At 53.6% G+C, this 16,852-nt stretch carries 14 protein-coding genes; 6 read left to right on the top strand and 8 right to left on the bottom strand.

Features of this window, described 5'->3' with window-relative positions:
• Positions 1-869: 869 nt before the first annotated feature.
• The 3 genes from WKK33_RS07070 to WKK33_RS07060 form a co-directional block, all read right to left on the bottom strand.
• Complete coding sequence (locus tag WKK33_RS07070) at positions 870-1,484, bottom strand: hypothetical protein (RefSeq protein ID WP_337933104.1); 615 nt, start codon at positions 1,482-1,484, stop codon at positions 870-872.
• A 116-nt stretch (positions 1,485-1,600) separates the two neighbouring features.
• Positions 1,601-2,194, bottom strand: a complete 594-nt coding sequence (locus WKK33_RS07065; RefSeq protein WP_287768090.1) for a LemA family protein — start codon at positions 2,192-2,194, stop codon at positions 1,601-1,603.
• Positions 2,195-2,225: 31 nt separating this feature from the next.
• Positions 2,226-3,083, bottom strand: coding sequence for a TPM domain-containing protein (locus WKK33_RS07060; RefSeq protein WP_337933103.1), 858 nt, complete (start codon positions 3,081-3,083; stop codon positions 2,226-2,228).
• A gap of 225 nt (positions 3,084-3,308) precedes the next feature.
• Here WKK33_RS07060 and ftsZ point away from each other — a divergent pair, with 225 nt between their 5' ends.
• Positions 3,309-4,841: a cell division protein FtsZ gene (gene ftsZ, locus WKK33_RS07055; protein ID WP_337933101.1), complete on the top strand. Its 1,533-nt coding sequence runs from the start codon at positions 3,309-3,311 to the stop codon at positions 4,839-4,841.
• Between the two features lie 138 nt (positions 4,842-4,979).
• On the opposite strand, the gene WKK33_RS07050 is transcribed toward ftsZ, so the two are convergent.
• The gene (locus WKK33_RS07050) at positions 4,980-5,690 is read right to left on the bottom strand and encodes a peptidylprolyl isomerase (protein WP_287768097.1); all 711 of its coding nucleotides are present in this window, start codon (positions 5,688-5,690) and stop codon (positions 4,980-4,982) included.
• A gap of 257 nt (positions 5,691-5,947) precedes the next feature.
• Here WKK33_RS07050 and WKK33_RS07045 point away from each other — a divergent pair, with 257 nt between their 5' ends.
• From WKK33_RS07045 to WKK33_RS07025, 5 genes are all read left to right on the top strand, one after another.
• Entirely contained in the window at positions 5,948-6,820 is an 873-nt protein-coding gene (locus WKK33_RS07045; protein WP_215759668.1) for a hypothetical protein, read from the top strand.
• Positions 6,821-6,831: 11 nt separating this feature from the next.
• Positions 6,832-8,346 (top strand): TolC family protein, encoded by a 1,515-nt coding sequence (locus tag WKK33_RS07040; RefSeq protein WP_337933100.1) that lies wholly within the window; start codon positions 6,832-6,834, stop codon positions 8,344-8,346.
• A gap of 45 nt (positions 8,347-8,391) precedes the next feature.
• Entirely contained in the window at positions 8,392-9,390 is a 999-nt protein-coding gene (locus WKK33_RS07035) for a biotin/lipoyl-binding protein (RefSeq protein ID WP_337933099.1), read from the top strand.
• Between the two features lie 112 nt (positions 9,391-9,502).
• Positions 9,503-10,621, top strand: coding sequence for an ABC transporter permease (locus tag WKK33_RS07030; RefSeq protein ID WP_337933098.1), 1,119 nt, complete (start codon positions 9,503-9,505; stop codon positions 10,619-10,621).
• Between the two features lie 3 nt (positions 10,622-10,624).
• The gene (locus WKK33_RS07025) at positions 10,625-11,917 is read left to right on the top strand and encodes an ABC transporter permease (RefSeq protein ID WP_337933097.1); all 1,293 of its coding nucleotides are present in this window, start codon (positions 10,625-10,627) and stop codon (positions 11,915-11,917) included.
• Positions 11,918-12,072: 155 nt separating this feature from the next.
• Here WKK33_RS07025 and WKK33_RS07020 read toward each other — a convergent pair whose 3' ends face one another.
• The 4 genes from WKK33_RS07020 to WKK33_RS07005 all read right to left on the bottom strand — a co-directional run bounded on the left by WKK33_RS07020 (position 12,073) and on the right by WKK33_RS07005 (position 16,850).
• Positions 12,073-14,160, bottom strand: a complete 2,088-nt coding sequence (locus tag WKK33_RS07020; RefSeq protein WP_337933096.1) for a DNA topoisomerase 3 — start codon at positions 14,158-14,160, stop codon at positions 12,073-12,075.
• A gap of 126 nt (positions 14,161-14,286) precedes the next feature.
• Positions 14,287-15,393 carry a DegT/DnrJ/EryC1/StrS family aminotransferase gene (locus WKK33_RS07015; protein ID WP_337933108.1) on the bottom strand — a complete coding sequence of 369 codons (1,107 nt, stop codon included), beginning with the start codon at positions 15,391-15,393 and terminating at the stop codon, positions 14,287-14,289.
• 142 nt (positions 15,394-15,535) lie between these two features.
• Positions 15,536-16,474 (bottom strand): GNAT family N-acetyltransferase, encoded by a 939-nt coding sequence (locus WKK33_RS07010; RefSeq protein ID WP_337933095.1) that lies wholly within the window; start codon positions 16,472-16,474, stop codon positions 15,536-15,538.
• Positions 16,443-16,850: an FdtA/QdtA family cupin domain-containing protein gene (locus WKK33_RS07005; RefSeq protein WP_215759675.1), complete on the bottom strand. Its 408-nt coding sequence runs from the start codon at positions 16,848-16,850 to the stop codon at positions 16,443-16,445. Before WKK33_RS07005 ends, WKK33_RS07010 begins: the two co-directional genes overlap by 32 nt.
• Positions 16,851-16,852 lie beyond the last annotated feature (2 nt).

Genomic DNA, 16,852 nt, shown 5'->3' with positions numbered 1-16,852 from the left:
TGCAGTATATTTCAATTATGGATTAAGGGTGCAGCGCTACCGCTGAATAGTTACGTCTAATTATCCAATTGCAAAATTATATAAAAATTTGCAAAATCTCATTTCACAACAAGCGCACGCGGTGCCTATACGTCAATATTGCGGTATAAACGTCGCTAATTCTCGCTTATTCGGTTTCAAATAATCCGTGGCGATGAGTCGCGCTGCATAAGGCCTCACGCTCCCATCGCAAAAGAGCAATGAGCAAACCCCGTTTAGAAAATAGCCTTCATCTATCTCGTGTATTTTCTGCAAAACGGATCATAATACTCACTCAAAGCAACAAATTTCAAGACCATTTAGGGATTGTATATCATTTTCCGTTCTTATAAAGTTCTACTACACCAACAACGTTTAGTGGACCCAATGAAAATTTCCCGCGAAGAAGTTTTGTTATAAAATATGGTCAAAAAGTTGTGTCGGGATTTTGCGTGAACCAGAGAGCGGAAACGCCGTTTTTGCGGGATGGACGTGGCGAAAATAAGAGCAGCGGTTGGCGTTGGGCATGTATCGAGTTGCGAAAGATGGCTAACCGTGCCTCGATTGGGAAGGTTTCGCAGTGGGGTTAGGCATGTTTCGAGGGGCGAAAGATGCCTAACGGCAATACAAAATGCTGAATGTGGAGCTGCCGAATACAAAGAAACAACACAACACACTGATTGTTAGGCTGTTACAAAAATACGCTAAGAATGGCGTATTTGCAGCAAATGTTTGCGTCGTGGAAAAGAAACGTGTAGATTTGGCTATAGATTGTTACCGTTTTTCGGAGCGCATGGAGATGAAAGGCAACATGGGGATGTGCTGGGAATAGCCGTGATGGGGGTGGCGCCCTATGGGCGAGGGTCGTTGTCGTTGACCACCAGGTGGCGAGGAAGGGTGATGACCTTGAGACGCTCATACCACACACGCGACGATCCCGACACATGGCGGAGCGTGTGACTGCCAATGATGTAATAGGAGGCAGAATACTCGTCCATCAACGAGGTGAAGGCGCGTTTGATGCGCGAGCATTTCTCATTGATGGCATTGTCGAAGGGATCCACCAGTCGGTCGACGGCCATAGCCACCTTATCGACATCCGTCCAACGCGACGTTTCCTTGTAGAGGCGGAGCAACTCGGTGCGATAGGTCCCCAGACGCTTAAACTCGATACCCTCGGGATGGTTTAGGAACAGCAGGTAAACGGCCTTGTGAACGGGCGACAGCTCCACCTCCCGGTTGTTGTATGCCGTGAGGAAGAAGCGATAGTCGGTATCGATGTGGAGCTGACTGAGGTTGCCCCGCGCCGCCTCGATGCGCAACTGCTCGAGCAGGGGCACACCAATGGCTTGGAGCAAAAGGTCGTTTCGCCCCATGCGTTGCAGGCAAGCCACTCGCTGCCGTAGCTCGGCGGCGAGTTGCTCGGGAGTCTGTTGCTCCAACATATCGTTGGTGTCGTCGGTCATACGCTCAAGTTTTTCGGAGCCTACAAGAAGCGAGGTCCCTATATGACAAGCGGTCTCGACAGGATAGGGACCATAGGCGCCCCATCCCGTCGAGACTCACACGATGCCGGTTTGGGTTAATCGAAGTTGAGCTCGGGTGCCTTCTCCGCTCCGGTGGCAGCCTCAAACTTCTCCATTTTCTCAAAGCCAAACATACCCGCGAAGATAACGTTCGGGAATGTTCTTACATCCTTGTTGTAGGTCTGCACGGCATCGTTGTATTTCTGGCGGGCCTCATTGATGCGGTTCTCCGTTCCCTCCAACTGCACTTGCAAGCTACGGAAATTTTCGCTGGCCTTCAGGTCGGGGTACTTCTCCACCACCACCATGAGCTTGCCCAAGGCCTGCGACAGCTGTCCCTGCGCCTCCTGGAACGCCTTCATCTTCTCGGGCGTGAGGTTGTCGGCGTCGAGCTTCACCTGGCTGGCGGCGGCACGAGCCTTCACCACCTCCTCCATGGTTTCGCGCTCGTGCTTGGCATAGGCCTGAACCGTCTTGGCGAGGTTCGGAATGAGGTCGGCACGACGCTGATAGGTGGCCTCCACATTGGCCAAGGCCGTGGTGGCCGCCTCCTGATTGCCCACCATGCCATTATACGCGTTGCAACCGCCCATGCATACCAGCACGACGAGAACTACGATCACCAAAAGAATCTTGTTGCTTTTCTTCATATTTTCAATTTACTTAATGATTACTTATCTGTTACCAACCGCCACTTGCGCCGCCGCCGCCAAAGCTGCCACCACCAAAGCTGCCACCGATGGGACCGCTACCGCCGCCAAAGCCACCACCGCCTCCGAAGATGAAAGGCGGCATCCAGTCGTCGTTGTCGCGACGACGACGCCTACGGGGCTTCTCCTTGGGTTTCTTCATCAGGCCCAAGGCGATGAGTAGCAACTTGAGTAGTTCCCACGTGGGCCATCCGAGGAAAAGACAGAGAAAGAGCAGCGCAGTAAGCCAATCGGACGTGGTCATCTCCTCGGTCTCGTCGACCGACGGCATGCCGGTCTTACCCGTCGAGAACTTGCGGTAGAGCGCCTGCGCCGTCTCCACCACCATGCGGTCGGTTTGGTTCACCTTCATGTTCTTCACGATGCAGGCCCGTGCAATGTCGTCGCATTCCACATCGGTGAGGTCGGCCTCCAGTCCCATGCCTGGGGCGATGGTGTAACGGCGGTCGTCGATGGCCACCACAACCACCAGTCCACGGCGGTCTTTCTTCGTTCCCACTCCATACTTATTGCCCAGGTCCTGGGCCATGCGGAACGTGTTTTCGTCCTTGACGTGGCGAACCACGACAAACACCGTCTGTATGCCACATTCCACTTGGAGCCGACGCAGGTAATGGTCGGCCGTGTCGCGCAAGGCTTGCGACATCACCCCATCGGGGTCGCACACGTAACGCTCGCGGTCTTGCAGATGAACCATCTGTAGGTTATCGGCCGACCAAACGGTGGCTTGCGCCCACAGAGGGACACAAGCGAGCAGCACAACGAGCATCCAGCCGAGCATACGATGGGCGATGAGTGAGGGGTTTACCTTTTTATGAATTGTACGCAATGTATTGATCTTATAGGGTTACGATAAAGCTGTGGGGCTGTGGCTGAGCGCAGCCTATCTTTTGCAAAGATAGTGCCAACGAGCGCCATGAGAACTTGTTCTCTAATGGCCGAGTGCAGCCTATCTTATGCAAAGATAAGCAAAAAGAACTTTCGACCACCGCAAGGCTTGCAAAAATCGCTTGCGCTTTCATATTTTTTATAATTTTGCAACAAAACAACAGAGATGGAACACTTGGAAATAGGTAATCTGCAGAACGGACTCATCGACTTTGTGGCCCCCGTAGAGGACAAGTCGAAAAACATCATCAAGGTGATAGGTGTGGGCGGCGGAGGACAAAACGCCGTGGGCAACATGTATGAGGAAGGCATAGCCAACGTAACGTTTGCGGTATGCAACACCGACACGCAGGCCTTGTCGAAATCGCCCGTGCCCGTGAAGATAGCCATTGGCACCCTGGGGGCGGGCGGCGACCCCAAGAGGGGGCAGCAGGCGGCCATCGACCACGCCGAACAGATAGAGCACCTGCTCGACGATGGCACGCAGATGGTGTTTGTTACGGCCGGAATGGGCGGTGGAACAGGCACAGGAGCAGCCCCCGTGGTGGCGGGCATCGCCAAGAAAAAGGGCATCCTCACCATTGGCATCGTGACCATCCCGTTCTTCTTTGAGAAGAAAAACAAGATTGTCAAGGCGCTGAAGGGCGTGGCCGAGATGCGGAAGAACGTCGACGCCCTGCTCATCATCAACAACGAGCGCATCTGCGACGTGTATGCCGACTCGGACATCTCCATCAAGGAGAGTTTTAAGCGCGCCGACCAGATTCTGAGCAACGCCACCAAATCGATATCGGAGCTCATCACCGTGGAGGGCGACATCAACCTCGACTTCTGCGACGTGGAGACCACGTTGAGAGGGGGCGGGGGCGCCATCATGGCCATGGGACGCGGCCGCGGCGAGCACCGTGTGGCGAAGGCCGTGATCGACGCCTTAGAGTCGCCATTGCTCTATGGAAGCGACATCGACAAGGCCTCACGCATACTCTTCAACATCTACACCGACGAGCGCCACCCACTGTTTGTGAGCGAGATGGAGGAGATCGACTCGTTTATGGACATGCTTGATCCCAACATCGATGTGATATGGGGTGTCAGCGACGACAACACGCTCGACGAAGACGCCAAGGTGACCATCTTGGCCACGGGATTCGAGGACACGCTCCACTTGGAGGAATTGGGCAACGACCAACTCATGTCGAAGGAATATGTGGAGAACTTGATCGGCCAACTCTATACGCCTTACAAAAAGAAGAATTGGGACTTGACCACCATGAAGCCCATCAACCCCGTGCAACAAACGCCCGACGAGGTGAGCATCAACATCCAACTGCCTACCGACAACGACACCGACGACACCACAGAGGCACCCAAGGAGGCAGCCCAGGAGATCGAAGCTTCCATAACGGCGACAGAGCAAGAACCGCAAATGGAACCGCAAATGGAGCCGCAAGAAACCGTGGCCCACGAGGAACCACTGCCACGCACCACGGAGGAGCCAGCCACGGAAGAGGAGGCCGACGCCCCCACCCCACCCATCGAACTATCAGTAAACCAACCAACACACACAGCAACCACCGATAGCGCCAACAACCGCCCCACGCATCACCCCAAGCACACCATGCGCATGTCGTTCCTGCAAAGGGCCAAGTCGTTTATGGACAAGATCACCGAACTGACCCAGGACGAGGAGGGGCAATAAGGCAGGGCTAACGCACACGATTGGGGCGTCATGACCCTACAAAGACAACTCCCTATCGGTATAATGACCCATTGGGAACAAAGCGAAAGCGCAGGCATCGAATGACGACGCCTGCGCTTTCGCTGTTTTCATCCCTGATCATTTGATGACCGTGGCCTTCAGTATCTTCACGTCCCACACAGGACGATCGTTGTCGTCGGTCTCCACGTAGTCGATGTCGCGCACCACATTCAGCCCCTTCACCACCTCGCCAAACACCGTGTACTGGCCGTCGAGGTGAGGCGTGCCGCCATACTTCTGGTATGCGTCGCACACCTCGGGGGTAAACTTCACCTTGCCACCGGTGGTTTCGTCGAGACGAGCCTGCATCTTATCGAGCGCCGACTTGCTGTAATTGTAGCCCCAAGTGATGTAGAACTGGGCTGCCGACGACTTGCGCTCGGGGTTCTCGGCATCGCCCTCGCGGGCCGCAGCCAGCACACCACGCTTGTGGAAATACTTAGGATAAACGATCTCGGCAGGCAAACGGTAGTCGAGATCATACTCGCCCACCGTCACGCCGGGCTTGGCATGGCGTGTGGTGGAGTCGCCCGTCTGAATCATGAAGTCGGCAATGACGCGATGCCACAGGATGCCATCGTAATAGCCTGAGCGCACCAAGCGCAAGAAATTGTCACGGTGGAGCGGTGTCTCATTGTAGAGTTCCAACACAATGTCGCCCTTCGAGGTTTGCAACAACACCTGATGGCGAACGGCCGACGAGTCGGTCTTCACCACCAACGAGTCCACTTGTGCCAACAAAGGCAACTGGGCGAACACTAACATCCATAAGAGAAAAAACTTCTTCATTGCTATGCTTTTGTATTTAGTCGGTCGAAAGGCATGACTATCACGCCTACGGCAAGACGGGTTAACGTGGGTAAAATTACAAAATAAGAATTAAAAATAGTCTAATTATCCTCAAAATTATTAATTTTTCAGAGAATCATTCATTGAACCGACCGTTTTCTTTGCCGATTCATCGAAAAGACTTAAATTTGCATATAATAAGTATTAAAAAGAAAAACAAGTATTTGTAAAATTCAAGCAAATAAAAATACACAACCATGAATAAGAAAATACTCATCCCTCTGGTGATCGTCATCCTGTTGCTGGCCGGAGGTGCCGCTTGGCTTTACATCAGCCTGAACAAGCAGAAGGAAGAGAACAAAGCCATGCTGGAGTTGGCCGCGCTCGACAAGAAGGAAATGGAAAACGAGTATCAGCAGTTTGCCAACCAATACAGTGAGATGAAGACGCAGATCAACAACGACTCCATCGTGGCCCAACTGACACAAGAGCAGGAGCGCACACAGCGCCTGCTGAAGGAGCTGAAGGAGACCAAGAGCTCCGACGCCAAGGAGATTGCCCGTTTGAAGAAGGAACTCGCCACGGTGAGAGCCGTGCTTCGCAGCTACGTGTTCCAGATCGACTCGCTCAACAGGCTCAACCAGAACCTCACGGCAGAGAACACACGCATCAAGGGGCAGTATGAGCAGGCCAACAGGCAGATCGAGGGCTTGAGCTCGGAGAAGCAGAGCCTCTCGCAGCAGGTGGCCATCGCCGCCCAGCTGGATGCCATCAACATCAACCTCACCCAGCTCGACAAGCACCAGAAAGCCACCAAGAAGCTGAAGAAAGCCAAGGCGCTCCAGGTGAGCTTCGCACTGGCCAAGAACGTTACGGCGGCCAGCGGCAACAAGACGGTGTATGTGAGGGTGAACACGCCGACGGGCGCATTGCTGGGCGGCGGCGGGTCGTTCAACTATGAGAACCGTTCGCTGCAGTGCACCATGAAGAGAACTGTGGAGTATGGCGGTAAGGAAACGCCTATGACCTTATATTATAACATCAATCAAGCCCTGCAGGGCGGCACCTACCGCGTGAGCATCTTCGCCGATGGAAACATGATCGGCAGCAAGAGTTTCACGCTTGATTAAAAAGAAGTAATATGAGAAAGTTCGCTTTCATCATTTGTTTGATAGGCTGCTCCATCACGGTTCAGGGCCAACGGGTCTTGAACCTTGACAGTTGCCGCGCGTTGGCCTTGCGCAACAACAAGCAAGTCAACGTGTCGCGGTTGAGCAAGGAGGTGGCCGTCAACACACGCAAAGCCACACGCACCAAGGCACTGCCCAAGGTCGACGTGGTGGCCGGCTACCAGTTCAGCAGCCGCGACATCAACCTGCTGAGCAAATCGCAGAAAACAACCTTGAGCAACATCGGCACAAGCACCGTGAACAAGATAACGGGCGACCTGTCGGGGGGCATATCGGGAAGCATCGCCGACCTGGTGACGCAGGGTGTCATCACGCCCGACCAGGCCCAGCAGTTGGGTTCCCTGTTGCAGCAAATGGGCAATGGTCCCATCAGCCAATATGCCAGCGCCTTTGGCAATGCGCTCGGCAAGGAGGTGGTCGACGCGCTGCAAACGAAGACCCAACATGTGTTTGGTGGCGCCATCATGCTGCGCCAACCGGTTTATCTGGGTGGTGCCATCACCGCTGCCAACCGCATGGCCGACATCACAGAGAGCATGGCCGACAACGACCTCGACATGAAAAGGCAGGCCACGCTCTACACCATCGACCAGACGTATTGGACGGTGGTGTCGCTGAAGCAGAAGCAAAAGTTGGCTGTCAGCTACCGCGACTTGGTGAAGAAGCTCGACGACGATGTGCACCGAATGATCAAAGAAGGCGTGGCCACACGCGCCGACGGACTGAAAGTGGATGTCAAGGTGAACGAGGCCGACATGCAGATCACACAAGTGGAGGATGGCCTCTCATTGGCGCGCATGCTGCTCTGCCAGCTTTGCGGACTGCCCATGGACGAGGAGGTGCTATTGGCCGATGAGGACAAGGAGCAACTCAGCGTGGCCACCTGCGATCTCTCGCAACCCACCGACTCCACCCTGTCGACCCGCCCGGAGGTCCGACTGCTGCAAAACGCAGTGGAGATGAGCCAGCAAGCCACCAAGCTGGTGCGTTCGGCATATCTGCCACACATAGCCCTCACAGCGGGATACATGCTCTCGAACCCCAACCTCTATAACGGATTCCAACGCAACTTCTCCGGAGCGTTCAACATTGGCGTGATGGTTCAGGTGCCCGTATGGAACTGGTTTGAGGGCAAATACAAAGTGAATGCGTCGAAGGCCGCCACCGCCATGGCACGGATGGACCTGTCTGACACGCAGGAGAAGATACACCTCCAAGTGGCGCAAAGCCGATACAAGGTGAAAGAAGCCTATAAGCGACTGTCGATGGCTGAGAAAAACATCAAGAGCGCTGAAGAGAACCTGCGATGCGCACAGGTGGGATTCAGAGAGGGCGTCATGGAATCGACAGATGTGCTGGCCGCACAAACAGCGTGGCAACAGGCACAAAGCCAAAAGATCGACGCCGAAGTGGACATGAAACTAAGTCAGGTGAACCTGCAAAAGGCATTGGGCTTATTGGAATAACATACGATCACTCACACAAACCGAATAAGAACAAACCAAACATTTATGTCAGCAAAAACACAACATAACAATATTCTTCTTGCCATTCTCGGCTTTACCACAGCGGTAGTTGTGGTAGGTTTGATTGGCTTCTTCACGTTAGGAAAGACCGAAGAAATCATTCAGGGCGAAGTGGAAGTTTCCGAGTTCCGCGTCAGTTGTAAACTGCCCGGACGCGTTGTGGAGCTTCGTGTCAAGGAGGGCGACTACGTCCATGTGGGCGACACGCTGGCCATCCTCGACGTGCCGGAGGCCAACGCGCAGCAAAAGGTGATGGAGGCCACCGAGGGCGCCACGCAAGCCTTGAGCAGCCTGACCGATGCCGGAGCGCGCAAGGAGCAGGTGCAGGGCGCCTACCAACTGTTGCAACAAGCCAAGGCGGCTGCGGAAATCACTCACAAAACCTATGTCCGCATGCAAAACCTCTTCAACGAGGGTGTGATCAGCGCACAGAAACGCGATGAGGCGTTTGCCGCCTACAAAGCAACGGAGGCACAGGTGAAGGTGGCACAAAGCCAATACGATATGGCATGCAACGGAGCGCGCACCCAGGAAAAGGAAGCCGCCAAGAAGAACGCGGAAGCGGCCAAGAACGCTGTCGACGTGGTTAAGTCGGTGTTGCGCGAGACCGTACAGGTATCGAACGTTGAAGGTGAGGTCAGCACCATCTATCCCAAGGTGGGAGAACTGGTGGGGATGGGTTCGCCCATCATGAGCATATCTATCATGAGCGATATGTGGGGAACATTCAACGTGCGCGAGGATCTGCTCAAAGGCCTGAAGGTGGGCGACACGTTCACCGCTTTCTCTCCCGCCTTCAACAAGGATGTGAAGATGAAGGTCTATTCCATCAAGGACGAGGGAGCCTATGCCGTGTGGAAAGCCACCAAGAGCATGGGCCAGTATGACCTGAAGACGTTTGAGGTGAAAGCCCATTTCGCCGACAAATTCGAGGGCTTGCGTCCCGGCATGTCGCTCATCGTGAAGAAAAAGGACTTAAAGTAATAGGGACAGAACATTGGCTGGCAACAAATCATACCACAGACATTCACGCAACGTTTCGATCAAGGAGACGATTGGATGCATCTTGCACATTGCCTATCGAGAGGTGGGCATTATGCGCAAGAATCCCATTTATGCTTTCTGCACCATCTTCTTCCCAATGGTCGTCATCTTGTTCTTCACCTCGCTCATGAACGAAGGACAGCCGGTGGAAATGCCCGTCGGCGTAGTGGATCAGGACAACACCGCCACGTCAAGACAGCTCATCCGTCAGCTCGACGCCTTTCAGACCACGCATGTGGTGGCACATTACCCAAACATGAACGAGGCGCGCGAAGCCATACAACGCAACCAGATCTACGCGTTCCTGCTCATCCCCAAAGGCACCACAACAGGATTGATGTCGGACAAGCAACCTAAAATTTCGTTTTACTACAGCAGCGTGTCGCTGGTGTCAGGTTCCTTGCTCTATCGTGACTTGAAAACAATCTCCACCTTAGGGTCAGCAGGAGTGGGCATGACAAAGCTATCGGCCATCGGAAAGACCGAAAACGAGATACGTACCTTCTTGCAACCCATCGCCGTTGACCTTCACATGATCAACAATCCATGGGTCAACTATAACGTTTACCTCAGCACCACCATGGTTCCAGGTGTGTTGATGATCTTCATTTTCTTGCTGACGCCCTACTCCATCGGCACCGAACTGAAGTTTCGTCGTTCGCGTCAATGGATCAAGATGGCAGGCGGCAACCCCTACATCGCACTCATCGGCAAGCTTCTGCCGCAGACCGTGCTCTTCCTAACGATGATGTACGGGTTTGAGTTCTACGTTTTCTACCATCTCGGGTTCCCCCATCCGGGCGGCATCGTTCCCATCTTGCTGTTGGGTTTACTTTCGGTGTTGGCATGTCAAGGCTTCGGCGCGTTCGTCTTTGGCCTGATGCCCTCGCTCCGAATGTCGATGTCGACCTGTTCTCTCTGGTCGGTGGTCAGCTTGTCGGTATGCGGCGCCACCTATCCCTTGTTCGCCATGGACTCAGCCATACAGTCGATCGCACAGATGTTCCCCTTGCGCCATTACTACATGATTTACCAAATGAGCATCTTCAACGGGTTCCCACTCGTCGACTCATGGTTCAACATCATGGCCCTCTGCGTCTTTATCATCCTCCCGATATTCACGGTTTGGAACATAAAAAGGGCGATGCTTATTTACACTTACATACCTTAAGGCATGGAAAACAACAGTCTGCTTCATAGGATTAAGGAGGGCATCCTCGACACTTGCTATATCTGCGTGCGTGAGATGCGTGGCACCATCACCGACGAGGGTGTGCTCATCTTCTGCGTGTTGGTACCTTTGCTCTATCCGCTGCTTTATTCATGGATTTACAACAATGAGGTGGTGCGCGAGGTGCCCGTGGCCATTGTGGACCAATCGCACACGAATGCCTCACGCGAATACATAAGAAAGTTTGACGCTTCGCCCGACACGAAAGTGGCTTACTATTGCACATCACTGGAAGAGGCCAAGGATCTCACCGCGAAGCAACAGGTGCATGGCACGCTTTACTTCCCCGAGGACTTTGAGCGCCGTCTCTACCGAGGGGAGCAAACGAAGGTGGGCGTGTATTGCGACATGAGCCTGATGCTTACCTACAAGGCCATCTACCAAACGGCACAAGCCGTGGCGTCGGACATGAACGCACAAATACAAATTGCACAAAGCACCGATTACACAAAGCGCGATAACGAGATAACAACCAAGCCACTTGATTTCGACGAGGTTCCGATCTTCAACACCACAGGCGGCTACGGCAACGCCATCCTCCCTGGCGTGCTGATGCTTATCCTCCAACAAACCTTGCTGCTCGGCATAGGACTGGCAGCGGGCACCGCTCGCGAGAACAACCGCTTCAAAGACCTGGTGCCTATCTCCAAGCATTACAACGGAATATTCCGCATTGTGCTGGGCAAGTCGTTGTGTTACTTCATGATTTACATGGTGATGGGCGCTTACTTGGCACTCGCCATACCCCATCTTTACCATTTCACCTCGTTGGTTTCAGCCCAGGCCATTATCGGCTTGATGGTGCCTTACATCCTTGCCTGCACGTTCTTCGGCATGATGCTCTCGTGCCTGGTGCGCTATCGCGAGAATGTGATGCTATTAGTGGTGTTCTCTTCTGTGCCTTTCCTGTTCATGACCGGACTGAGTTGGCCACAATCGAACATACCTGGCTTTTGGCAAGGCGTGGCAACCATCATTCCCTCCACATTCGGCGTGCGTGGTTTCATGCGCATCTCCTCAATGGGCGCAACCCTTCAAGACATACAGACCGAATACCAAGCTTTATGGATTCAGGTGCTGGTTTACTTCTTTGCGACATGCGTGGTTTACCGATATCAGATCATCTCTACACGCCGTCGCGCCTTTGACCACATGCAGCGACTGAAGGAAATGGCCGAAACAGCGAAGCAACAAAAGGGAGCAGGAAGCGGCATCGATACGCGGAAGGACTCATAAACCCCAGTCGGTCATTAGACCGACAATGGGCGATTGGAATGATAAACTAAACAACGAGCGCCTATAGGCATCAAGAAAGATGCGGTAGGCTATTAAAATTTAAGCCTTAGACTATCACCATGGATAGCCTAAGGCTTATTGCTTAAAGCCACAGATTAGGCGAATGGCACCCTGAACGTGCAACCTTCCTTCCAGCGGGAGCAACCGTAAGCCGTTTTGCCTTTGATGACATGTCCCTGATGACATTCGGGACACTCAGCACCCTCTTGGGGAACAGTCTGCCGCTGCGCTTCCACTTGTTCCTTCACCGACGCCCTCTTCGCGGTGCTCTTTCGCTTTTTGGGCGAAGCCGATTTCGACTTTTCACCCGCAGCCGACGAAGGACCCTTGGGTTTCGGTACGGAAGGAGTGTCTCCACTCTCAATGCTACGCCCCGAATTGTCGTGCAACACATCCGTCACGATTCGTGACACTTGCTCCTTCAACTCATTGATAAACGTTGCAGCATCGTACTTGTGGTGCTCGATGTCGCGCAACTTCTTCTCCCACATTCCCGTCAACTCAACGCTGGTCAACAGTTTTTCGTGTATGGTGTCGATGAGTTGGATGCCTGTTGGCGTCGCCACAAGATTCTTTCGCTCGCGACGTATGTAATGGCGCTTAAACAGCGTCTCAATGATACCAGCGCGCGACGATGGCCGCCCGATGCCGTTCTCCTTCATGGCAGCCGACAACTCCTCATCGTCGACCAGTTTGCCTGCTGTTTCCATGGCACGCAAGAGCGACGCCTCGGTGTAATGCTTGGGCGGGATTGTCATCTTTTGGGTGAGCGTAGGCTGGTGCTCGCCCGATTCTCCCTTAACGAAAGTGGGCAACGTTTTCTCCTCGGCATCAGCCTTCGGACTCTCATCGACCGTCTGTTCCTCCTTCGAATAAACATCGCGCCAGCCGGGCTGAAGGATCTCCTTGCCCGACGCCTTGAACCCTACGTTATCGACCTCACCATTGACTGTGGTAGTGGAGAACAAGCAATCGGGATAGAACGCGGCCACAAAGCGCCTCGCTATCAGGTCGTAAACTTTCTGCTCCATATCGGTAAGGCCCGACGGAACGACACCCGTGGGGATGATGGCGTGGTGATCGGTTACCTTCGAAGTGTCGAACACACGCTTCGACTTGGGCAGTTTTTTACCCATGGCCGCCAAGTTTTGTATGATGGCAAGATACGGTTTCGTTCCCGCCACCATGTACTGGCTCACGCCATTGAGGATGCCCGGACACTTGGGATAGATGTCGTCGGACAAATATTGCGTGTCGACACGGGGATAGGTGGTGAGCTTCTTTTCGTAAAGACCTTGTATCAGGTTGAGCGACAACTGTGAGGAGAAACCATATTTCCTATTGAGGTCGACCTGCAACGAAGTGAGGTCGTACAACTGCTTGGGTGGTTCCTTGCCCTGTTTCTTCTTCACGTCGGTAATGACAAAGGGCTTGCCCTCGATGAGCGAGAAGGCGTTCTTACCCTCTTCCTCAGACAGGAATTTGCCCGACGTGGCGGTAAAAAGCGTGTCGCGATAAATGGTGGACAACACCCAGTAGGGCTCGGGCTTGAAATTGTCGATCTCCTTCTGACGCTGCACGATGAGCGCCAATGTAGGCGTCTGCACCCTGCCAATAGACAACACCTGTCCGCGCTGTTGCTGATACATCAACGTGTAAAGCCGAGTGCAGTTCATGCCCAACAACCAGTCGCCCACAGCGCGGCTCAATCCTGCCAAATAAAGGCTCTCATATTGTGCTTGGTCCTTGAGATTGGCAAATCCTTCCTTGATGGCCTCATCGGTCATGGAGGAAATCCAAAGGCGTTTCACGGGACATTTCACCTTGGCCAGTTGCATCACCCATCGCTGTATCAGCTCACCCTCCTGGCCAGCATCACCACAGTTGATGATCTCATCGGCCTCGGCATAGAGCTTGGCAATGGTTTCAAACTGCTTTTCTATGCCCCTGTCGGGGATGAGCTTGATGCCAAAGCGTTGCGGAATCATTGGCAAGGCAGCCAACGTCCAGAAGCGCCAGTTGACCAAATAGTCGTTGGGCTCCTTCAACTCACACAGGTGACCAAACGTCCAGGTCACCTGATAGCCGTTGCCTTCCATATATCCATCGCGCTGAGCGGTGGCTCCAAGTATGCGCGCAATGTCACGAGCGACGCTCGGTTTCTCTGCGATACAAACGATCATCTGTTCTTATTTCTTTGTTTTATCATCCAGCCTCATGGCCTCTGCAACAACAAGCATGAAGTTCTGTGGCGGATAGTTATACTCGCAACGCTTACAAAATGCGGTTAAGCGTCGATCAAGCTTTCGTCATGCCGTCGTTTCGGGCACAAAGGCGTTGACACAATTCACCACATATTCCACCTCCTCATCGGTCATGGATTGGTTGCATGGCAGGCTTAACTCCTGCTGATGGATCTCCTCTGTGAGGGGCAACGAGCGTTCGTTCCATTCGGCGTAACACTGTTGCTGATGCGGGGGAATGGGGTAATGGATCATCGTTCCCACCCCATTGCTCTTGAGATATTGCTGGAGCGCATCGCGATGGGGCGACAACACGGGGAAGATATGGAACACATTGGCCCACCGAACCTCCTCATGGGAGGTACCACTAAGCCACGTTTCCCTTCCTGGAAGTATGACATGGGGATTGACAATATGCCTGTAATACACATCGGCTATCGCCCTACGACGCTCGTTCTCTTGGTCGAGATACTTCAACTTGACCCGGAGCGCTGCGGCCTGCAATTCATCCATGCGCGAATTGCGTCCCTTGTAGGGGAACACATACTTACGCGACGACCCATAGTTGCCCAAGGCCCGAACCAGTTCGGCCAACGCATCATCGTCGGTAGTAACGGCGCCCGCATCGCCCAAGGCACCCAGGTTCTTGCCCGGATAGAAGCTGTGGGCGGCAGCATGGCCCAAGGATCCCGTGTGACGAGCCGGTCCGTCTTCCTCATAACGGCATCCATGGGCTTGTGCATTGTCCTCAACCAACTTCAAATGATGCTTCTCACACAACCGCTCAATCGTCGAGCTGTAAGCGCATCGACCGTACAAGTGGACCAAGAGGATGGCTCGTGTACGCGGCGTAATGGCCTGCTCTATGAGTGTGTCGTCGATTTGCAGCGTATCCATTCTTGGTTCCACCAACACGGGCGTCAGTTGATTCTCGGTGATCGAAAGGATGGATGCGATATACGTATTGGCCGGAACAATCACCTCATCGCCCTCTTTCATCGCTCCCATTTCCTTGTAGGCACGGAAGATGAGGGTCAGGGCATCAAGCCCATTGCCACAAGCCACGCAATGGCGCGAGCCAATATACTGGGCGTAGTCGGTCTCAAACAGGCGCGTAGCCTCACCTTTGAGAAACCAACCACTTGCCATGACATCCGCCACCGCACGCTCCATCTCCTCGAGATGCGGTCGGTTGACTTGTTGAAGGGAAAGATAGGGTATGTTCACAGCTTTCTGTGTTATGATTGATAATTACTTATTAAAGGATTCCGCCAATGCCCGTACTATATTCCACAGGCATTCGGCAAGGCGCAGGTCAGAGTAGATAGCTATACCAGTCGTAACACACGCCACGACCACCGAAACCTTCCTTCTGGAAGATAAGCGCCTCATTGAGATCGTGCCCGTCACCATTGCTCGACTTGCCAAAGTCGAAAAACGGCGTTTGAAGATACACCTTATTCAGCAGTTCGTCAAAAAGCAGATCGAGCGCACCACATGCCTTGCCCTCGGGTGAGGCCGAAATATACTGCGTATGCGCAACCTGGGGTGTTTCATAGATGAGTGTTCCGCCCAAGGCTTCACTCCCACGGTAGGCCATGAAGAGCCGGATCTGCGCGGGGAAACGCTTCTTCAACAGTTGCAATTCGGCCAACGAGTGAACAGGGTGTGCCCCATATTTATGCTCGAGATTGTTGTCGAGAATATTCCAAAAGGCCTCCAAATCATCGCTCTCGTGCACCAACACGCCCTGTCTGAGAGCTTTGCGTATGCCGCTGCGACGCGACTCGATGAACCGCAACCTATGGTTGGCGATGAGGGTCGACGAAATGTGGCGCGCCATGAGTTGCGCGCCACAAACATTGGTCAGCGCATATAGGTCCTCCTCGGCAGGCAAACGATGGTAAATCCACGGCATGGCCTTGTAAACCACACGCGTTATTCCCACTTGCCTGAGGTAAGCGTTGATGGATCGAAAGGCGTCACACACATCCTCCACCGTGGCTTCTGGTCCTGTGAGCAATCCACCATAGGTCAACCCCTGATGGCTCCACAACACACCATCGGTTGCGTTTGCGGGCAACAAAGCAAACAGACGGGTCTTGCGATAAACCATCAACGAGTGGTCGGCAAAGCGGTCCTGGTGATAGTCCATGTAAGCTCGCTCAAAGAGGAATGTGCCTTGCCGGCTGCGGCCAACAAACTCATCCCACAATGCAGCCTTATCGGGCGTATACCTGCAGATAGTCATCATAGTCACGAATATAGTCGGCTTCCTCAAAGAGGTCCTCAGCCAGCACGAGGCATACAGCACCCGAGGAGAAATCTTCGAGCGTGCGCCAGACACCCGTTTCCACCAAAAGGCCCTGATAGGGATGGTTCAAGAGAAACGAGTGCCTGTCGTGCCCGTTATCGAGCGTTACGGTGAACGATCCGCTCACGGCAACAATGAACTCACGACAATGGCGATGGGCGTGACCACCACGATGCTCTCCCGACGGCACATCATACGTCCAATAAACCCTTCTGATCTCGAAGGGAACCGACTTCATCTGCTCTGCCACGGTAAGATTGCCCCGTGGATCCACGATTTTGGGCAGGTCGATAACACGCCCCATTGTCTTTTCCATGT

The sequence above is a fragment of the Hallella sp. genome (assembly GCF_037460745.1).
Lineage (GTDB): Bacteria > Bacteroidota > Bacteroidia > Bacteroidales > Bacteroidaceae > Prevotella > Prevotella faecis.
Note: the sequence above shows the minus strand (reverse complement) of the source record. Positions and strands in the feature narration are given on the sequence as shown.

Excerpts from the sequence above, each read along its gene's own strand:
- WKK33_RS07070 (WP_337933104.1), bottom strand. The coding sequence starts at position 1,484 with ATGACCGACGACACCAACGATATGTTGGAGCAACAGACTCCCGAGCAA.
- WKK33_RS07065 (WP_287768090.1), bottom strand. The coding sequence starts at position 2,194 with ATGAAGAAAAGCAACAAGATTCTTTTGGTGATCGTAGTTCTCGTCGTG.
- ftsZ (WP_337933101.1), top strand. The coding sequence starts at position 3,309 with ATGGAACACTTGGAAATAGGTAATCTGCAGAACGGACTCATCGACTTT.
- WKK33_RS07050 (WP_287768097.1), bottom strand. The coding sequence starts at position 5,690 with ATGAAGAAGTTTTTTCTCTTATGGATGTTAGTGTTCGCCCAGTTGCCT.
- WKK33_RS07045 (WP_215759668.1), top strand. The coding sequence starts at position 5,948 with ATGAATAAGAAAATACTCATCCCTCTGGTGATCGTCATCCTGTTGCTG.
- WKK33_RS07040 (WP_337933100.1), top strand. The coding sequence starts at position 6,832 with ATGAGAAAGTTCGCTTTCATCATTTGTTTGATAGGCTGCTCCATCACG.
- WKK33_RS07035 (WP_337933099.1), top strand. The coding sequence starts at position 8,392 with ATGTCAGCAAAAACACAACATAACAATATTCTTCTTGCCATTCTCGGC.
- WKK33_RS07030 (WP_337933098.1), top strand. The coding sequence starts at position 9,503 with ATGCGCAAGAATCCCATTTATGCTTTCTGCACCATCTTCTTCCCAATG.
- WKK33_RS07025 (WP_337933097.1), top strand. The coding sequence starts at position 10,625 with ATGGAAAACAACAGTCTGCTTCATAGGATTAAGGAGGGCATCCTCGAC.
- WKK33_RS07020 (WP_337933096.1), bottom strand. The coding sequence starts at position 14,160 with ATGATCGTTTGTATCGCAGAGAAACCGAGCGTCGCTCGTGACATTGCG.
- WKK33_RS07015 (WP_337933108.1), bottom strand. The coding sequence starts at position 15,393 with ATGGAGCGTGCGGTGGCGGATGTCATGGCAAGTGGTTGGTTTCTCAAA.
- WKK33_RS07010 (WP_337933095.1), bottom strand. The coding sequence starts at position 16,474 with ATGATGACTATCTGCAGGTATACGCCCGATAAGGCTGCATTGTGGGAT.
- WKK33_RS07005 (WP_215759675.1), bottom strand. The coding sequence starts at position 16,850 with ATGGAAAAGACAATGGGGCGTGTTATCGACCTGCCCAAAATCGTGGAT.